Annotated in this window: 13 protein-coding genes; 8 read left to right on the top strand and 5 right to left on the bottom strand. The window is 71.6% G+C overall.

The genetic code is table 11. The features are described from left to right. Window positions 1–9: 9 nt before the first annotated feature. Complete coding sequence (locus tag IE153_RS23020) at window positions 10–630, top strand: Maf family protein (RefSeq protein ID WP_031109406.1); 621 nt, start codon at window positions 10–12, stop codon at window positions 628–630. On the opposite strand, the gene IE153_RS23015 is transcribed toward IE153_RS23020, so the two are convergent. Beyond that, on the bottom strand, window positions 599–1,075 hold the full coding sequence (locus IE153_RS23015; protein ID WP_031109404.1) for a hypothetical protein: 477 nt from the start codon (window positions 1,073–1,075) through the stop codon (window positions 599–601). The genes IE153_RS23020 and IE153_RS23015 overlap by 32 nt on opposite strands. Before the next feature lie 337 nt (window positions 1,076–1,412). Between IE153_RS23015 and IE153_RS23010 the strand changes: the two genes are divergently transcribed. Further along, on the top strand, window positions 1,413–3,185 hold the full coding sequence (locus IE153_RS23010; protein ID WP_189591707.1) for an acetyl/propionyl/methylcrotonyl-CoA carboxylase subunit alpha: 1,773 nt from the start codon (window positions 1,413–1,415) through the stop codon (window positions 3,183–3,185). Between the two features lie 763 nt (window positions 3,186–3,948). Here IE153_RS23010 and IE153_RS23005 read toward each other — a convergent pair. Both IE153_RS23005 and IE153_RS23000 read right to left on the bottom strand, forming a co-directional pair. After that, window positions 3,949–4,935 carry a DeoR/GlpR family DNA-binding transcription regulator gene (locus IE153_RS23005; protein WP_189591706.1) on the bottom strand — a complete coding sequence of 329 codons (987 nt, stop codon included), beginning with the start codon at window positions 4,933–4,935 and terminating at the stop codon, window positions 3,949–3,951. Window positions 4,936–5,100: 165 nt separating this feature from the next. Beyond that, on the bottom strand, window positions 5,101–6,549 hold the full coding sequence (locus IE153_RS23000) for an NAD(P)H-quinone dehydrogenase (RefSeq protein ID WP_189591705.1): 1,449 nt from the start codon (window positions 6,547–6,549) through the stop codon (window positions 5,101–5,103). Between the two features lie 97 nt (window positions 6,550–6,646). Here IE153_RS23000 and IE153_RS22995 point away from each other — a divergent pair, with 97 nt between their 5' ends. The 3 genes from IE153_RS22995 (at window position 6,647) to IE153_RS22985 (ending at window position 10,106) form a co-directional block, all read left to right on the top strand. Then, entirely contained in the window at window positions 6,647–7,084 is a 438-nt protein-coding gene (locus IE153_RS22995; RefSeq protein WP_031110319.1) for a gamma-glutamylcyclotransferase family protein, read from the top strand. A 107-nt stretch (window positions 7,085–7,191) separates the two neighbouring features. Next, window positions 7,192–8,016: a purine-nucleoside phosphorylase gene (locus IE153_RS22990; RefSeq protein ID WP_097219657.1), complete on the top strand. Its 825-nt coding sequence runs from the start codon at window positions 7,192–7,194 to the stop codon at window positions 8,014–8,016. 404 nt (window positions 8,017–8,420) lie between these two features. Next, window positions 8,421–10,106, top strand: coding sequence for a phospho-sugar mutase (locus IE153_RS22985; protein ID WP_189591704.1), 1,686 nt, complete (start codon window positions 8,421–8,423; stop codon window positions 10,104–10,106). Between the two features lie 75 nt (window positions 10,107–10,181). Here IE153_RS22985 and IE153_RS22980 read toward each other — a convergent pair whose 3' ends face one another. Further along, entirely contained in the window at window positions 10,182–10,541 is a 360-nt protein-coding gene (locus IE153_RS22980) for a DUF6204 family protein (protein ID WP_189591703.1), read from the bottom strand. A gap of 416 nt (window positions 10,542–10,957) precedes the next feature. Then, entirely contained in the window at window positions 10,958–11,662 is a 705-nt protein-coding gene (locus tag IE153_RS22975; RefSeq protein ID WP_189591702.1) for a PH domain-containing protein, read from the bottom strand. 158 nt (window positions 11,663–11,820) lie between these two features. Here IE153_RS22975 and deoC point away from each other — a divergent pair, with 158 nt between their 5' ends. Genes deoC through IE153_RS22960 form a run of 3 tightly spaced genes read left to right on the top strand, consistent with a single transcriptional unit; the run spans window position 11,821 to window position 15,153 of the window. Beyond that, complete coding sequence (gene deoC / locus IE153_RS22970; protein WP_189591760.1) at window positions 11,821–12,783, top strand: deoxyribose-phosphate aldolase; 963 nt, start codon at window positions 11,821–11,823, stop codon at window positions 12,781–12,783. 21 nt (window positions 12,784–12,804) lie between these two features. Further along, window positions 12,805–14,262, top strand: a complete 1,458-nt coding sequence (locus IE153_RS22965; protein WP_189591701.1) for an aldehyde dehydrogenase family protein — start codon at window positions 12,805–12,807, stop codon at window positions 14,260–14,262. Next, window positions 14,263–15,153, top strand: a complete 891-nt coding sequence (locus tag IE153_RS22960; protein WP_189591700.1) for an aldehyde dehydrogenase family protein — start codon at window positions 14,263–14,265, stop codon at window positions 15,151–15,153. The last annotated feature ends 76 nt before the right edge of the window (window positions 15,154–15,229 follow it).

The raw sequence follows: 15,229 nt of genomic DNA, 5'->3' as shown, positions 1-15,229 counted from the left end.
CCTGACCGCATGACTGCTCAGCGCCGCAGGCGACTCGTCCTCGCCTCCCAGTCCCCCGCCCGGCTCGGACTGCTCCGCCAGGCCGGCCTCACCCCCGAGGTGATCGTGAGCGGCGTCGACGAGGACGCCGTCACCGCCCCCACCCCCGCCGAGCTGGCGCTCGCCCTGGCCGAGGCGAAGGCCTCCGTCGTGGCGGCCCGGCCGGAGGTCAAGGGCGCGCTCGTGATCGGCTGCGACTCGGTGCTGGACCTGGACGGCCGGGCCCTCGGCAAGCCCGCGGACGCCGAGGAGGCGACCGCCCGCTGGAAGTCGATGCGCGGCCGGGCCGGCACCCTGCAGACCGGCCACTGCGTCTACGACACGCTCACCGGCCGCTACGTCTCCGCCACCGCCTCGACGGTCGTCCACTTCGGCGAGCCCACCGACGAGGAGATCGCCGCCTACGTCGCCTCCGGCGAACCCCTCTACGTCGCCGGGGCGTTCACCCTGGACGGCCGCTCGGCCCCGTTCATCGACGGCATCGACGGCGACCACGGCAACGTGATCGGCATCAGCCTGCCGCTCCTGCGCCGGCTGTTGGCCGAACTGGGCGTGGGCATCACGGAGTTGTGGGCGCCGGCGGAGAAGTGACCGGGGACCCATCGCCGCCCTTGCCGCCCTCGGGCGCGGCGTCGGCGGGCTCGGCCGGACGGTCGTACGTCATCAGCAGCAGCACGATCAGCGCGAGGACCAGCACCATGAACAGGAACGCGGTCCAGCCGACGAGCCCCACGGTGAACGCGCCCAGCAGCCCGTGCACGACGGCCGCGCTGATCAGCAGCACCCGTCCGAGGCCCGCCGGGGGCCGGTCCCGCAGCGCCACCAGCAGGGCGACGAGGCCGCACAGGGCGAAGTAGAGGCCGAAGACGATCCCGCCGATCTTCGACGACACCGACATCATGTGCGGGTCCAGCCCGGCCAGGGACATGTCCTGCCGGTCGACGACGACCCCCAGGAACCAGTTGAGCGCCGCGAGACCGAACGCCTCGGCGAACAGCACCACCGCCACGACCCACGCCACCGGCCTGCGTATCACCGGGCCCACCCTCTTCCCTCTGAAGACACCGCGAACGCTACTAACCGGTAAACCGGGGGACAAGGGTCCGGCAGCGGGCAAAGAATCATTGGGCCATTCGTAGGGACTCCACAAAGAAACAGAGTGGCCCGCAGCACGTGATGACAGAGACCTTGACCACAGGAGACGGCTAGGGTTTCCCGCAGGAGTACTGCGTACCGCGGTGCGACAAGGGATTTCGCCGCTCGAGCGAGCCTCGCATCACGCTCCGTGTGGGCAAGCTCACCACTGGGGACGGGTCGAAGTGTCGTGTCGGCTGTCCCTAAACTCGGCTTGTTTCAAGGAGGGAGCCTCAATCGTGCGCAAGGTGCTCATCGCCAACCGTGGCGAAATCGCTGTCCGCGTGGCCCGGGCCTGCCGGGATGCCGGTATCGCGAGCGTGGCCGTCTACGCCGACCCGGACCGGGACGCTCTGCATGTCCGCGCCGCGGATGAGGCGTTCGCCCTGGGCGGTGACACGCCGGGCACCAGCTATCTCGACATCGAGAAGGTGCTCAACGCCGCCCGCGAGTCGGGCGCGGACGCCATCCACCCGGGCTACGGCTTCCTCTCCGAGAACGCCGAGTTCGCTCAGGCGGTCCTGGACGCGGGCCTGATCTGGATCGGCCCGCCGCCGCAGGCGATCCGCGACCTCGGTGACAAGGTCGCCGCCCGGCACATCGCGCAGCGCGCGGGTGCCCCGCTGGTGGCCGGCACGCCCGACCCGGTGTCCGGTGCCGACGAGGTCGTCGCGTTCGCCGAGGAGCACGGCCTGCCGATCGCGATCAAGGCCGCCTTCGGTGGTGGCGGTCGTGGTCTGAAGGTCGCCCGCACCCTCGAAGAGGTGCCGGAGCTGTACGACTCGGCGGTCCGTGAGGCCGTCGCCGCGTTCGGCCGGGGCGAGTGCTTCGTCGAGCGTTACCTGGACAAGCCGCGGCACGTGGAGACCCAGTGCCTGGCCGACCAGCACGGCAACGTGGTCGTCGTCTCCACCCGTGACTGCTCCCTGCAGCGCCGCCACCAGAAGCTGGTGGAGGAGGCCCCGGCCCCCTTCCTGTCCGACGCGCAGGTGGAGGAGCTGTACTCCGCCTCCAAGGCGATCCTGAAGGAAGCCGGCTACGTCGGCGCCGGCACGGTCGAGTTCCTCGTGGGCCTCGACGGCACGATCTCCTTCCTGGAGGTCAACACCCGTCTGCAGGTGGAGCACCCGGTCACCGAGGAGGTCGCCGGCATCGACCTCGTGCGCGAGATGTTCCGCATCGCCGACGGCGAGGAGCTCGGCTACGGCGACCCGGAGCTGCGCGGCCACTCCTTCGAGTTCCGCATCAACGGCGAGGACCCGGGCCGCAACTTCCTCCCGGCTCCCGGCACGGTCACGACGTTCGCCCCGCCGTCCGGCCCGGGTGTCCGCCTGGACGCGGGCGTGGAGTCCGGCTCGGTCATCGGCCCGGCGTGGGACTCCCTGCTGGCCAAGCTGATCGTCACCGGCCGCACGCGCAAGGAGGCGCTGCAGCGGGCCGCCCGTGCGCTGGAGGAGTTCCAGGTCGAGGGTATGGCCACGGCGATCCCCTTCCACCGTGCGGTGGTGAAGGACCCGGCGTTCGCGCCGGAGCTCACGGACTCGACGGACCCGTTCACGGTGCACACGCGGTGGATCGAGACGGAGTTCGTCAACGAGATCAAGCCGTTCGCCGCGCCGGCCGATGCGGACGCGGACGAGGAGCCGGGCCGCGAGACGGTCGTCGTCGAGGTCGGCGGCAAGCGCCTCGAGGTCTCCCTGCCGTCGTCGCTGGGCATGTCCCTGGCGCGCACGGGCCTCGCGGCGGGCGCCAAGCCGAAGCGCCGCGCGGCGAAGAAGTCGGGCCCCGTCGCCTCCGGCGACACCCTCGCGTCCCCGATGCAGGGCACCATCGTCAAGGTGGCCGTCGAAGAGGGCCAGGAGGTCAAGGAGGGCGATCTGATCGTCGTCCTGGAGGCCATGAAGATGGAGCAGCCCCTCAACGCGCACCGGTCGGGCACGATCAAGGGCCTGAGCGCGGAGATCGGCGCGTCGGTGACGTCGGGCGCGGCGATCTGCGAGATCAAGGACTGACGCCCCTCAGCTCAACGGACGAACGCCTGCGGCGCGGCCCCGAGTCGGGGCCGCGCCGGGGGTCCGTCCTCGGAACGGCGCGATGGACCTTCATACCGACTGACTGTCCGTTGACGCGCCAACCGCTGCGGGCGGACACCCCCCGACACGACCCCTTGCGTACGACGGCGGCTGCGGGAGCGTCGTGGCTTCCGCCCCAGCGGCGTCCATAGGCCTTTGACACCGACTGCGGGCACGCCTCGCCCGCTGTCACGGCCCTTTGAGTGCGGGCACGTCTCGCGCGGCATCACGGCCCCTTGACTGCGGGCTCGCACGTCTCGCCCAGCGTCACAAGCCCTATGGCTGCGGATGCGTCTCGCCATGCGTCACGGGCCATGGCCGCGGGAGCATCCTCACTCGCCCAGTCATCGCAGACCTATGGCTGCGGGCGCGTCGTGACTCGCCCGTACGGGCCCGGGGCCGCGGGCGGGTTTGGCATCGCGCCGCATGCCCACCGCTGCTGCCCCAGCCTCCCCCGTGCGCTTCGCGCCGCATGGCGCGCGGCGGCTGCCTCAGCTCCGGGCGCCCGTCCCGCCCTCGCTGCGGGCATGCGTGCCGCCCGGGGCGGCACGGGTGGGCGCAGCGGCACCCCGTGCCGCCGGGCTGCGGACCCCCGGCCTCAGCACCGACGCAGCGGCACCTCGCGACGCAGGGCTGCGGACCCACCCGGCCTCAGCGACAACGCCGGGGCTGGTAGTCCCACGGGCTCAGCCCACCGCCGACATCATCGCCGCCGCAGATCAGCCACCCGCGCCCGCTCCGCCCCGGGCCCCTGCTCACCCAGCATCGAGGCAGAGGCGGACCTCAACTGCCCACCAGCCCCCGGCACCTGCCGCCGAGGCCCGGGCAACGGCACATCCCGGCGCTGCTGGCGCGCCGAGACCGCATCACCCCCCGGGCCCCCCGCCCCCGCTCCGGCAGACCCCCCCTGCCCCCCGGCGACAGCGATCTGCACACCCTGGTCGGCAAGCGCCTGCAACTCCGTGGCGGCACGGTCGTCATGCGCCGGCGGCTCGTCCGTGACGAGGCGCGTGATGAGATCCGTCGGCACGGTCTGGAACATGGTGTCGGTGCCGAGTTTGGTGTGGTCGGCGAGGACCACGACCTCCGCGGCCGCCTGCACCAACGCCCGGTCGACGGACGCCGACAGCATGTTGGACGTGGACAGCCCGCGCTCGGCGGTCAACCCGCTCCCGGACAGGAACGCCCGCGACACCCGCAGCCCGTGCAGGGACTGCTCCGCACCACTCCCGACCAGGGCGTAGTTCGAACCGCGCAGCGTACCGCCGGTCATCACGACCTCGACCCGGTTGGCGTGGGCCAGGGCCTGCGCCACCAGCAGCGAGTTGGTGACGACGGTCAGGCCGGGCACCCGGGCCAGCCGGCGGGCCAGCTCCTGGGTCGTCGTACCCGCCCCGACCACGATCGCCTCCCCCTCTTCCACGAGGTTCGCGGCGAGGTCGGCGATGGCGGTCTTCTCGGCGGTCGCGAGATGAGACTTCTGCGGAAAGCCGGACTCCCGCGTGAAACCGCCCGGCAGTACCGCACCGCCGTGCCGGCGGTCGAGGAGTCCTTCTGCCTCCAGCGCGCGCACGTCCCGCCGTACGGTCACTTCGGAGGTCTGGACGACGCGGGCGAGCTCACGGAGCGACACGGCCCCGTTCGCTCGCACCATTTCGAGGATCAATTGGCGACGTTCTGCAGCGAACACGAAACTGACAGTAACGCCAGCGACCGTCTGCTTTCAGCAGTTTGCGCTGAATAGCAGAAGATGTTCGCACCGAGCAGCGGGAAGTGGTATAGGGCCTAGTCCCGCCGCCTATGCCGTACGAATGGTCGAACACTCCCCGTGACCAGGGAGGAGTCGGTTTCGGCCTCAGCCCTCGCCGTTCTCCTTGCGCGTGTGCAACTGCCGTGCCACCTCGGCGATCGAGCCCGACAGCGAGGGGTAGACGGTGAAGGCGTTCGCGATCTGTTCGACGGTCAGATTGTTGTCGACCGCGATCGAGATGGGGTGGATCAGTTCCGAGGCGCGCGGTGAGACGACGACACCGCCCACCACGATGCCCGTGCCCGGCCGGCAGAAGATCTTGACGAAGCCGTCGCGGATGCCCTGCATCTTCGCGCGCGGGTTGCGCAGCAGCGGCAGCTTCACGACCCGGGCGTCGATCTTCCCGCCGTCGACGTCGGCCTGGGTGTAGCCGACGGTGGCGATCTCGGGGTCGGTGAAGACGTTCGACGAGACCGTCTTGAGGTTCAGCGGGGCCACGGCGTCGCCCAGGAAGTGGTACATGGCGATGCGGCCCTGCATGGCGGCCACGGAGGCGAGGGCGAACACGCCGGTCACGTCACCGGCGGCGTACACACCCGGAGCGGTCGTGCGCGAGACCTTGTCGGTCCAGATGTGGCCGGACTCGCGCAGCCGGACACCGGCGTCCTCGAGACCCATGCCCGCGCTGTTGGGCACGGCACCGACGGCCATGAGGCAGTGCGAGCCGGTGATGACCCGCCCGTCGGCGAGGGTGACCTCGACCCGGTCCCCGACCCGCTTGGCGGACTGCGCCCGGGAACGCCCCATGACGTTCATGCCGCGCCGCCGGAAGACGTCCTCCAGCACGGCGGCCGCGTCCGGGTCCTCACCCGGCAGCACCCGGTCGCGCGACGACACGAGCGTCACCCGTGACCCGAGCGCCTGGTAGGCACCGGCGAACTCGGCACCGGTCACACCGGATCCGACCACGATGAGCTCCTCGGGGAGCTCGTCGAGGTCGTACACCTGCGTCCAGTTCAGGATCCGCTCACCGTCGGGCTGGGCGTCGGGCAGCTCGCGGGGGTGCCCGCCGGTGGCGATGAGCACGGCGTCAGCCGTCAGGGTCTCTTCACTCCCGTCGGCGGTGCGCACCACGACCTTGCGCGACCCGTCGAGCGCCTGCATGCCCTCCAGCCGCCCGCGCCCGCGCATGACACGCGCCCCGGCACGCGTCACGGAGGCGGTGATGTCGTGCGACTGGGCGAGCGCGAGCCGCTTCACACGCCGGTTGACCTTGCCCAGGTCCACCCCCACCACCCGGGCGGCCTGCTCGATGTGCGGGGTGTCGTCGGCGACGATGATCCCCAGCTCCTCGTAGGAGGAGTCGAAGGTGGTCATCACCTCGGCCGTGGCGATCAGGGTCTTCGACGGCACGCAGTCGGTGAGCACCGACGCCCCGCCCAGACCGTCGCAGTCGACGACGGTCACCTCCGCGCCGAGTTGAGCGGCCACCAGGGCCGCTTCGTATCCGCCGGGTCCGCCACCGATGATCACGATCCGAGTCACGTACTCCATTGTCCCGCACCGCTCCGCGTGCCACCGCCCCGGGGGCCCGCCGATGCGCCTGTTGTTACGACAGTGACGCCGGGGCCGCCTGCCGTACCCTTCCCCCATGTCGCTCTACGCCGCGTACGCCGGCAACCTCGACGCGCGGCTGATGTCCCGCCGCGCCCCGCACTCGCCGCTGCGCGCCACCGGCTGGCTGAACGGATGGCGACTGACGTTCGGCGGCGAGCACATGGGCTGGGAGGGCGCACTGCCGACCATCGTGGAGGACCCGCTCTCCCAGGTCTTCGTCTCCCTCTACGACATCGCCCCGATGGACGAGGAGTCCCTCGACCGCTGGGAGGGCGTGGGCCTCGACATCTACCGCCGTACGCGCGTACGGGTCCACACCCTGGACGGCGAGGAATCCGCCTGGGCCTTCGCCCTGAACGCCTACGAGGGCGGCCTGCCCTCCGCCCGCTACCTGGGCGAGATCGCCGACGCGGCCGAGTCGGCGGGCGCCCCTCACGACTACGTGATGGAGCTGCGCAAGCGCCCCTGCTGAGGGCAGCCCGCGCGAGACCTCTTCGTCGGAAACGACAAGACAACGATCGCCACCCCGTGAGCTCTGCCATCTACGCGCGTAGGCAAACAGCGGCTACCCTCTTCGGCGTGAACGCATCTCTTCTTCCGGACGACATCCAGGGCGACCCCCACACGGCCGCCGACGCCGCCGCGGCCCGCCTGCGCGAACTGACGGGCGCCGAGACCCACGACGTCGCCCTCGTGATGGGCTCCGGCTGGGCCCCGGCCGTGGACGCGCTGGGCGCCCCCGAGGCCGAGTTCCAGGTCACCGAGCTCCCCGGTTTCCCGCCCCCGGCGGTGGAGGGCCACGGCGGCAAGATCCGCTCGTACCGGATCGGCAACAAGCGCGCCCTGGTCTTCCTGGGCCGTACGCACTACTACGAGGGCCGCGGGGTGGCAGCGGTCGCCCACGGCGTCCGCACCGCGGTCTCGGCCGGCTGCAAGACGGTCGTCCTCACCAACGGCTGCGGCGGCCTGCGCGAGGGCATGCGCCCCGGTCAGCCGGTCCTCATCAGCGACCACATCAACCTCACCGCCACCTCCCCCATCATCGGCGCGAACTTCGTCGACCTCACCGACCTGTACTCCCCGCGCCTGCGTGCCCTGTGCAAGGAGGTCGACGCGACGCTGGAGGAAGGCGTCTACGCCCAGTTCCCCGGCCCGCACTACGAGACTCCGGCCGAGATCCGTATGGCCCGGGTCATCGGTGCGGACCTGGTGGGCATGTCGACGGTCCTCGAGGCGATCGCCGCGCGCGAGGCGGGTGCCGAGGTCCTGGGCATCTCCCTCGTCACCAACCTCGCCGCGGGCATGACGGGCGAGCCCCTGAACCACGAGGAGGTCCTCCAGGCCGGCCGCGACTCCGCGACACGCATGGGTTCCCTGCTCGCGCAGGTCCTCGGCCGCCTCTGAGAAGGCTTCGGAAGGCGGTCCGGCGGTCTGCGGGCCCGTAGTGGCTGGTCGCGCAGTCCCCGCGCCCCTAGGGGGTTGCACCTCCGGCCACCCACAGCGGCACAAGGACAGGACCGCCGGCCACCCACGGGCGGCGAGCGAGGACGCTCCCGCACCCGCGTACGGCGAGAAGGGGCCGTATCGGGAGGTGTCCGCCCGCAGCGGTTGGCGCGTCAACGGACGGTTGGTCGGTACGCAACCCCATCGCGCCGTTCCGAGCACGGACACCCCCCGGCGCGGCCCCGACCCACACGCACCGCGAAGGCGAAGCGCACGCGCACCCCCACCGGCGTGAAGGCAAGCCCCCGCCCCACCGCCGGAGGCACCCGCACCGATCATCGACAAGCGAGAGGCTGACACCGACCGTGCACGACGAACTCATCGCACAGGCCCAGGCGTGGCTCACCGAGGACCCCGACCCGGACACCCGCACCGAGCTCGCCCGCCTCATCGACGCCAAGGACGAGACCGAACTCGCCGCCCGTTTCAGCGGCACCCTCCAGTTCGGCACCGCCGGCCTCCGCGGCGAACTCGGCGCCGGCCCCATGCGCATGAACCGCTCGGTCGTCATCCGCGCCGCCGCCGGCCTCGCGGCATACCTCAAGAAGCAGGGTCCCCCCGCCGGGGAAGGGGAAGCCGGCCTCGTCGTCATCGGCTACGACGCCCGCCACAAGTCCCACGACTTCGCCCAGGACACCGCCGCCGTCATGATCGGCGCCGGCCTGCGCGCGGCCGTCCTCCCCCGCCCCCTCCCGACCCCCGTGCTCGCCTTCGCGATAAGGCACCTCGGCGCGGTCGCCGGCGTGGAGGTCACGGCCAGCCACAACCCGCCCCGCGACAACGGCTACAAGGTCTACCTCGGCGACGGCTCCCAGATCGTCCCTCCGGCGGACATCGACATCGCGGCGGAGATCGCCGCCGTCCCGTCCCTCACCACCGTCGCGCGCCCCACCGAAGGCTGGGACACCCTCGACGACAGCGTCCTGGACGCCTACCTCGCCCGCACGGACGCCGTCCTGTCCGAGGGTTCCCCCCGCACGGCCCGCACGGTGTACACGGCGATGCACGGCGTCGGCAAGGACGTCCTCCTGGCCGCCTTCGCCCGCGCCGGCTTCCCGGCACCGGTCCTCGTAGCGGAGCAGGCCGATCCCGACCCGGAGTTCCCGACCGTCGCGTTCCCCAACCCGGAGGAGCCCGGCGCGATGGACCTGGCCTTCGCGACGGCACGCGCGCTGTCCGGCGAAGCCGCCCCGGACCTGATCATCGCCAACGACCCGGACGCGGACCGCTGCGCCGTCGCCGTACAGGACGGAACCGACGCCACCGACGCCACCCACGGCACCCACTGGCGCATGCTGCGCGGCGACGAGGTCGGCGCCCTGCTCGCCGCCCACCTGGTCCGCCGCGGAGCGACCGGCACCTTCGCGGAGTCGATCGTCTCGTCGTCCCTCCTCGGCCGTATCGCCGAGAAGGCGGGCCTCCCGCACGTCGAGACCCTCACCGGCTTCAAGTGGATCGCCCGCGCCGAGGGCCTGCGCTACGGCTACGAGGAGGCCCTCGGCTACTGCGTGGACCCCGACGGCGTACGCGACAAGGACGGCATCACGGCCGCGCTGCTGATCACGGAACTGGCCTCCCAGCTCAAGGAGGAGGGCCGCACCCTCCTGGACCTGCTGGACGACCTGGCGGTGGAGCACGGCCTGCACGCCACGGACCAGCTCTCGGTCCGCGTCGAGGACCTGTCCCTCATCGCCGCCGCGATGCGGCGCCTGCGCGAACAGCCCCCGACGGAGCTGGCCGGCCTGCCGATCACCCGCACGGACGATCTCACGCAGGGCACGGCCGAACTCCCGCCCACGGACGGTCTTCGCTACACCCTCGACGGCGCCCGGGTGATCGTCCGCCCGAGCGGCACGGAGCCGAAGCTGAAGTGCTACCTGGAGGTCGTGATCCCGGTCGGGTCCCACCAGGATCTCCCGGCGGCCCGCGCGAAGGCGACGGCGCTGCTGGAGTCGATCAAGCGCGACCTGTCGACGGCGGCGGGCATCTGAGGGCCGAGGCCCCGCACCCTCGCCGCTCCCCTCCCCCGCCGATCTCTCCCCCCGGCCGATCCCCCCGCCGAGGACTCAGAAACCCTTCCGGGCGGCCTCCCGCCGCTGCCGCTTGCCGAGAGGCGCCTGGGAGAGGTCCTCGGCGGTGGACCGGAGCTTCTTGTAGCCGTACCCGCGCTGCTCCAGCCACGCCCGCGCCGACTCCTCGGCCCGCTCGGTCGCCTCCAGGATGTCCTCCTCGGCCTCCCCGGAGTCGAGGAAGCGGAACGTGAAGGCGGGCCGCACGGCCACGTCGTACGTCAGGCTCCCCTGGGGCGTGAACGCGGCGCGCAGCACGTCGTGCTCGGCGGCCCGCTCCAGCAGCCCGGCGCGCTGCTCGGCGCTCAGCCCGTCGAACACGCCCCGGACGGTGACACGGAAGGTACGGGTACTCATACCCCGAACCTAGGCGCGGGGAGCGCACATACTCCACCGCTTTTCCGGAGGGCGCCACGGCGCCGGAAAGGCACCGGCTCCACAGCCCACGCCGCCACGGCCGGCCGCCGGGCCGTCAGCCCATCACCACCGGGATGAGCTCGGCCGACCGCCGGACCACAGGCCCATCACCACCAGGATGAGCTCGGCCGACCGCCGGACCACAGGCCCATCACCACCAGGATGAGCACGACCGGCCCCCCGGACCTCAGCCCGTCACCACCAGGACCAGCACGACCGGCCCCCCGGACCTCAGGCCGTCACCAGGATCAGCACCGTCGGCCCCCGGACCTCAGCCCACCACCAAGAACAGCACGACCAGCCCCCCGGACCTCAGCCCGTCACCGGCAAGATCAGCACCGCCGCCCCCCGGGACCTCAGCCCGTCGCCACCAGGATCAGCACCAGCACCGCCCCCGCCAGCGCCGGCGCCAGCACCTCGTAGGCCCACCGCACGGTGACCTCGCCGCGTGCCGACTCCGCCTGGTGCCGCGCCTCGTGCAGCCCGCGCAGCTCGTCCATGATCCGGTCGGTCTCGGCCCGCGCGGGCCCATCGGAGACGGAGTCCCCGCCGAGGCCTGCGTCCAGACCCGCCCGCATCCCGAGCGCGCTGCCGCGGCCCTCGTCCCGCCCCATCTCCCGCCGGGCCTGCGCGGTCGCCCGCATCTCGCGCCGCGCGGCCTTCTTGCGGGCGCGCAGCGAAACGGGCACGGCCCACAGCTGGTACTTCGCGCCGGACTCGGTGAGGACCTCGTTCGAGTAGGAGGAGCGCAGCGAGGCGACCTGCCCCCAGGGCACGACGACGAGGCGGAAGGGGTTGCGGATCCGCAGCCGGTCGTCGCCGGCGTACACGGCGGGCCGAAGCGTGAAGGCGATGACGAGCGGCACGACGAGGAGCAGCACGGCGAGCGCGAGCCACGGCGTGCGCCCCTCCCCCGTGACGATCGCGTCGATTCCGAGCCACCCGGTGATGGCGAGCAGCAGCACTCCACCGGCGATGGCCGGGACCGACCGGTAGACCCGGTCCTTGGACTCGGGCTCCGGAGGCTGCGGCGCCGGGGGCTGGGGTTCGGGGCTCGTCATGTCTCGATTCTGCCGGACCCGCCCCGCCCCGGACCTCCGCCCCCTTCCCAAAGGCCACCCCGGCCACCAGGGACCCCATGGGACCCCTTGGGGACTCCATCGAAGAGAACCCGGGACTGTACAGCCGCTACGCGCGTAGATATGCTCGTCTGGTGACCATGCCCAGTTCTGCACTCACCGCAGCTCACCCCCTCAAGGACGTCGCCTCGTCCGACAGCGCGCTGCGCCGCTTCCTCCACGGGCTCCCCGGCGTCGACGCGGTCGGACTCGAGGGCCGTGCGGCCTCCCTCGGCACCCGTTCGATCAAGACGACCGCGAAGGCGTACGCCATCGACCTCGCGATCTCGATGGTCGACCTGACGACGCTGGAAGGCGCGGACACCCCGGGCAAGGTCCGGGCGCTCGGCGCGAAGGCGGTCAAGCCCGACCCGACGGACCGTACGACGCCCGCCACCGCGGCGGTCTGCGTCTACCCCGACATGGTGGCCGTGGCCAAGGAGGCCGTCGCCGGCTCCGGCGTGAAGGTCGCCTCGGTGGCCACGGCGTTCCCGGCCGGCCGCGCCGCGCTCGACGTCAAGCTGGCCGACGTGCGGGACGCCGTCGCCGCCGGTGCCGACGAGATCGACATGGTCATCGACCGCGGGGCGTTCCTCTCGGGTCGATACGTGAAGGTGTACGACGAGATCACGGCCGTGAAGGAGGCCTGCGGGACCTCCGCACGCCTGAAGGTCATCTTCGAGACGGGCGAGCTCTCGACGTACGACAACATCCGCCGCGCGAGCTGGCTCGGGATGCTGGCGGGCGCGGACTTCATCAAGACCTCCACCGGCAAGGTCGCGGTGAACGCCACCCCCGCGAACACCCTCCTCATGCTGGAGGCCGTCCGCGACTTCCGTGACCAGACCGGCATCCAGGTCGGCGTGAAGCCGGCGGGCGGCATCCGTACCTCGAAGGACGCCATCAAGTTCCTCGTGCTGGTCAACGAGACCGCGGGCGAGGACTGGCTGGACAACCACTGGTTCCGCTTCGGCGCCTCGTCGCTGCTGAACGACCTGCTGATGCAGCGCCAGAAGCTGGCCACCGGCCGCTACTCCGGCCCCGACTACGTGACGGTGGACTGAGACCCCATGACCATGGAAAACGTGTCTTCGGTATTCGAATACGCCCCGGCCCCCGAGTCGCGCGCGATCGCCGACATCGCGCCCTCGTACGGCCTGTTCATCGACGGCGAGTTCGTCGAGGCGGCGGACGGCAAGGTCTTCAAGACCGTCTCCCCGTCCACCGAGGAGGTCCTCTCCGAGATCGCCCAGGCCGGTTCCGAGGACGTCGACCGCGCGGTGAAGGCCGCGCGCCGGGCCTTCGAGAAGTGGTCGGCGCTCCCGGGCGCGGAGCGCGCGAAGTACCTCTTCCGCATCGCCCGCATCATCCAGGAGCGCTCCCGCGAGCTCGCCGTCCTCGAGACCCTCGACAACGGCAAGCCGATCAAGGAGACGCGCGACGCCGACCTGCCCCTGGTCGCCGCGCACTTCTTCTACTACGCGGGCTGGGCCGACAAGCTCGACCACGCCGGTTACGGGGCGAACCCGAGGCCGCTGGGCGTGGCGGGCCAGGTCATTCCCTGGAACTTCCCCCTCCTGATGCTGGCGTGGAAGATCGCCCCGGCCCTCGCGACCGGCAACACGGTTGTCCTGAAGCCGGCCGAGACCACCCCCCTGTCGGCACTGTTCTTCGCGGACATCTGCCGCCAGGCGGGCCTGCCCAAGGGCGTCGTCAACATCCTCCCGGGCTACGGCGACGCCGGCGCCGCGCTGATCGCCCACCCCGACGTGAACAAGGTCGCCTTCACCGGCTCCACGGCCGTCGGCAAGGAGATCGCCCGCACGGTCGCCGGGACCCGCAAGAAGGTCACGCTGGAACTGGGCGGCAAGGGCGCGAACATCGTCTTCGACGACGCTCCGATCGACCAGGCCGTCGAGGGCATCGTCAACGGCATCTTCTTCAACCAGGGCCAGGTCTGCTGCGCGGGCTCCCGCCTGCTGGTGCAGGAGTCGATCCAGGAGGAGCTCCTGGAGTCCCTGAAGCGCCGCCTGTCGACGCTGCGCCTCGGCGACCCGCTGGACAAGAACACCGACATCGGCGCGATCAACTCCGAGGAGCAGCTCACCCGCATCACCTCCCTCGTCGAGCAGGGCGAGGCGGAGGGCGCCGAGCGCTGGTCGCCGGCGTGCGAGCTGCCGGAGAGCGGCTACTGGTTCGCCCCGACGCTGTTCACGAACGTCACCCAGGCGCACCGGATCGCCCGCGACGAGATCTTCGGCCCGGTGCTGTCGGTGCTGACCTTCCGTACCCCGGACGAGGCGGTCGCCAAGGCCAACAACACGCCGTACGGCCTGTCCGCCGGCATCTGGACGGAGAAGGGCTCGCGCATCCTGGCGGTCGCGAACAAGCTCCGCGCGGGTGTCGTCTGGTCCAACACGTTCAACAAGTTCGACCCGACGTCGCCGTTCGGCGGTTACAAGGAGTCGGGCTTCGGCCGCGAGGGCGGCCGTCACGGCCTGGAGGCGTACCTCGCCCCGTCGAGCCCGGAGGGCGAGCGTTAAATGAATGCAGTTGATCGGCTCAACGTCCTGAAGACCTACAAGCTGTACGTCGGCGGGAAGTTCCCGCGTTCCGAGAGCGGCCGGGTGTACGAGGTGACCGACTCGAAGGGCAAGTGGCTGGCGAACGCGCCGCTGTCGTCCCGCAAGGACGCCCGGGACGCGGTCGTCGCGGCGCGCAAGGCGTTCGGCGGCTGGTCCGGGGCGACGGCGTACAACCGCGGCCAGGTCCTCTACCGCGTCGCCGAGATGCTGGAGGGCCGCCGCGACCAGTTCGTGCGTGAGGTGGCGGACGCGGAGGGGCTGTCGAAGTCCAAGGCGGCGGCGGTCGTGGACGCGACGATCGACCGCTGGGTCTGGTACGCGGGCTGGACCGACAAGATCGCCCAGGTGGTCGGCGGCGGCAACCCGGTCGCGGGCCCGTTCTTCAACCTGTCCTCGCCCGAGCCGACGGGCGTGGTCGCGGTGCTGGCGCCGCAGGAGTCGTCGTTCCTGGGACTGGTGTCGGTACTCGCCCCGGTGATCGCGACGGGCAACACGGCGGTCGTGGTGGCGAGCGAGAAGTCCCCGCTCCCCGCCCTGTCCCTGGCCGAGGTCCTGGCCACCTCGGACGTCCCCGGCGGCGTCGTGAACGTCCTGTCGGGACGCACGGCGGAGATCGCTGCCCCCCTGGCGGCCCACCAGGACGTCAACGCGATCGACCTCGCGGGGGCCGACGAGGCCCTCGCGAAGGAGCTGGAGATCGCGGCGGCCGACAACCTCAAGCGCGTTCTCCGTCCACAGCCTGTGGATTACGCGGAGACCCCGGGCATCGGCCGTCTGACGGCATTCCTGGAGACCAAAACGGTCTGGCACCCCACGGGGTCACTGGGCGCTTCGGGTTCCTCGTACTAGCCCGCCCCCTCGATACGGAAGCCCCGGTCCTCCTCCGTCCAGGAGGCCCGGGGCTTCTCCGTGTCCGCTCGGCCTC

The organism is Streptomyces massasporeus (assembly GCF_014648995.1).
Classification (GTDB): Bacteria; Actinomycetota; Actinomycetes; order Streptomycetales; family Streptomycetaceae; genus Streptomyces; species Streptomyces massasporeus.
Note: the sequence above shows the minus strand (reverse complement) of the source record. Positions and strands in the feature narration are given on the sequence as shown.

What these genes read in the sequence shown, in the direction of transcription:
- IE153_RS23020 (WP_031109406.1), top strand. Translation starts at nt 10, where the DNA reads ATGACTGCTCAGCGCCGCAGGCGACTCGTCCTCGCCTCCCAGTCCCCC.
- IE153_RS23000 (WP_189591705.1), bottom strand. Translation starts at nt 6,549, where the DNA reads ATGGAGTACGTGACTCGGATCGTGATCATCGGTGGCGGACCCGGCGGA.
- IE153_RS22995 (WP_031110319.1), top strand. Translation starts at nt 6,647, where the DNA reads ATGTCGCTCTACGCCGCGTACGCCGGCAACCTCGACGCGCGGCTGATG.
- IE153_RS22980 (WP_189591703.1), bottom strand. Translation starts at nt 10,541, where the DNA reads ATGAGTACCCGTACCTTCCGTGTCACCGTCCGGGGCGTGTTCGACGGG.
- IE153_RS22975 (WP_189591702.1), bottom strand. Translation starts at nt 11,662, where the DNA reads ATGACGAGCCCCGAACCCCAGCCCCCGGCGCCGCAGCCTCCGGAGCCC.
- deoC (WP_189591760.1), top strand. Translation starts at nt 11,821, where the DNA reads ATGCCCAGTTCTGCACTCACCGCAGCTCACCCCCTCAAGGACGTCGCC.
- IE153_RS22960 (WP_189591700.1), top strand. Translation starts at nt 14,263, where the DNA reads ATGAATGCAGTTGATCGGCTCAACGTCCTGAAGACCTACAAGCTGTAC.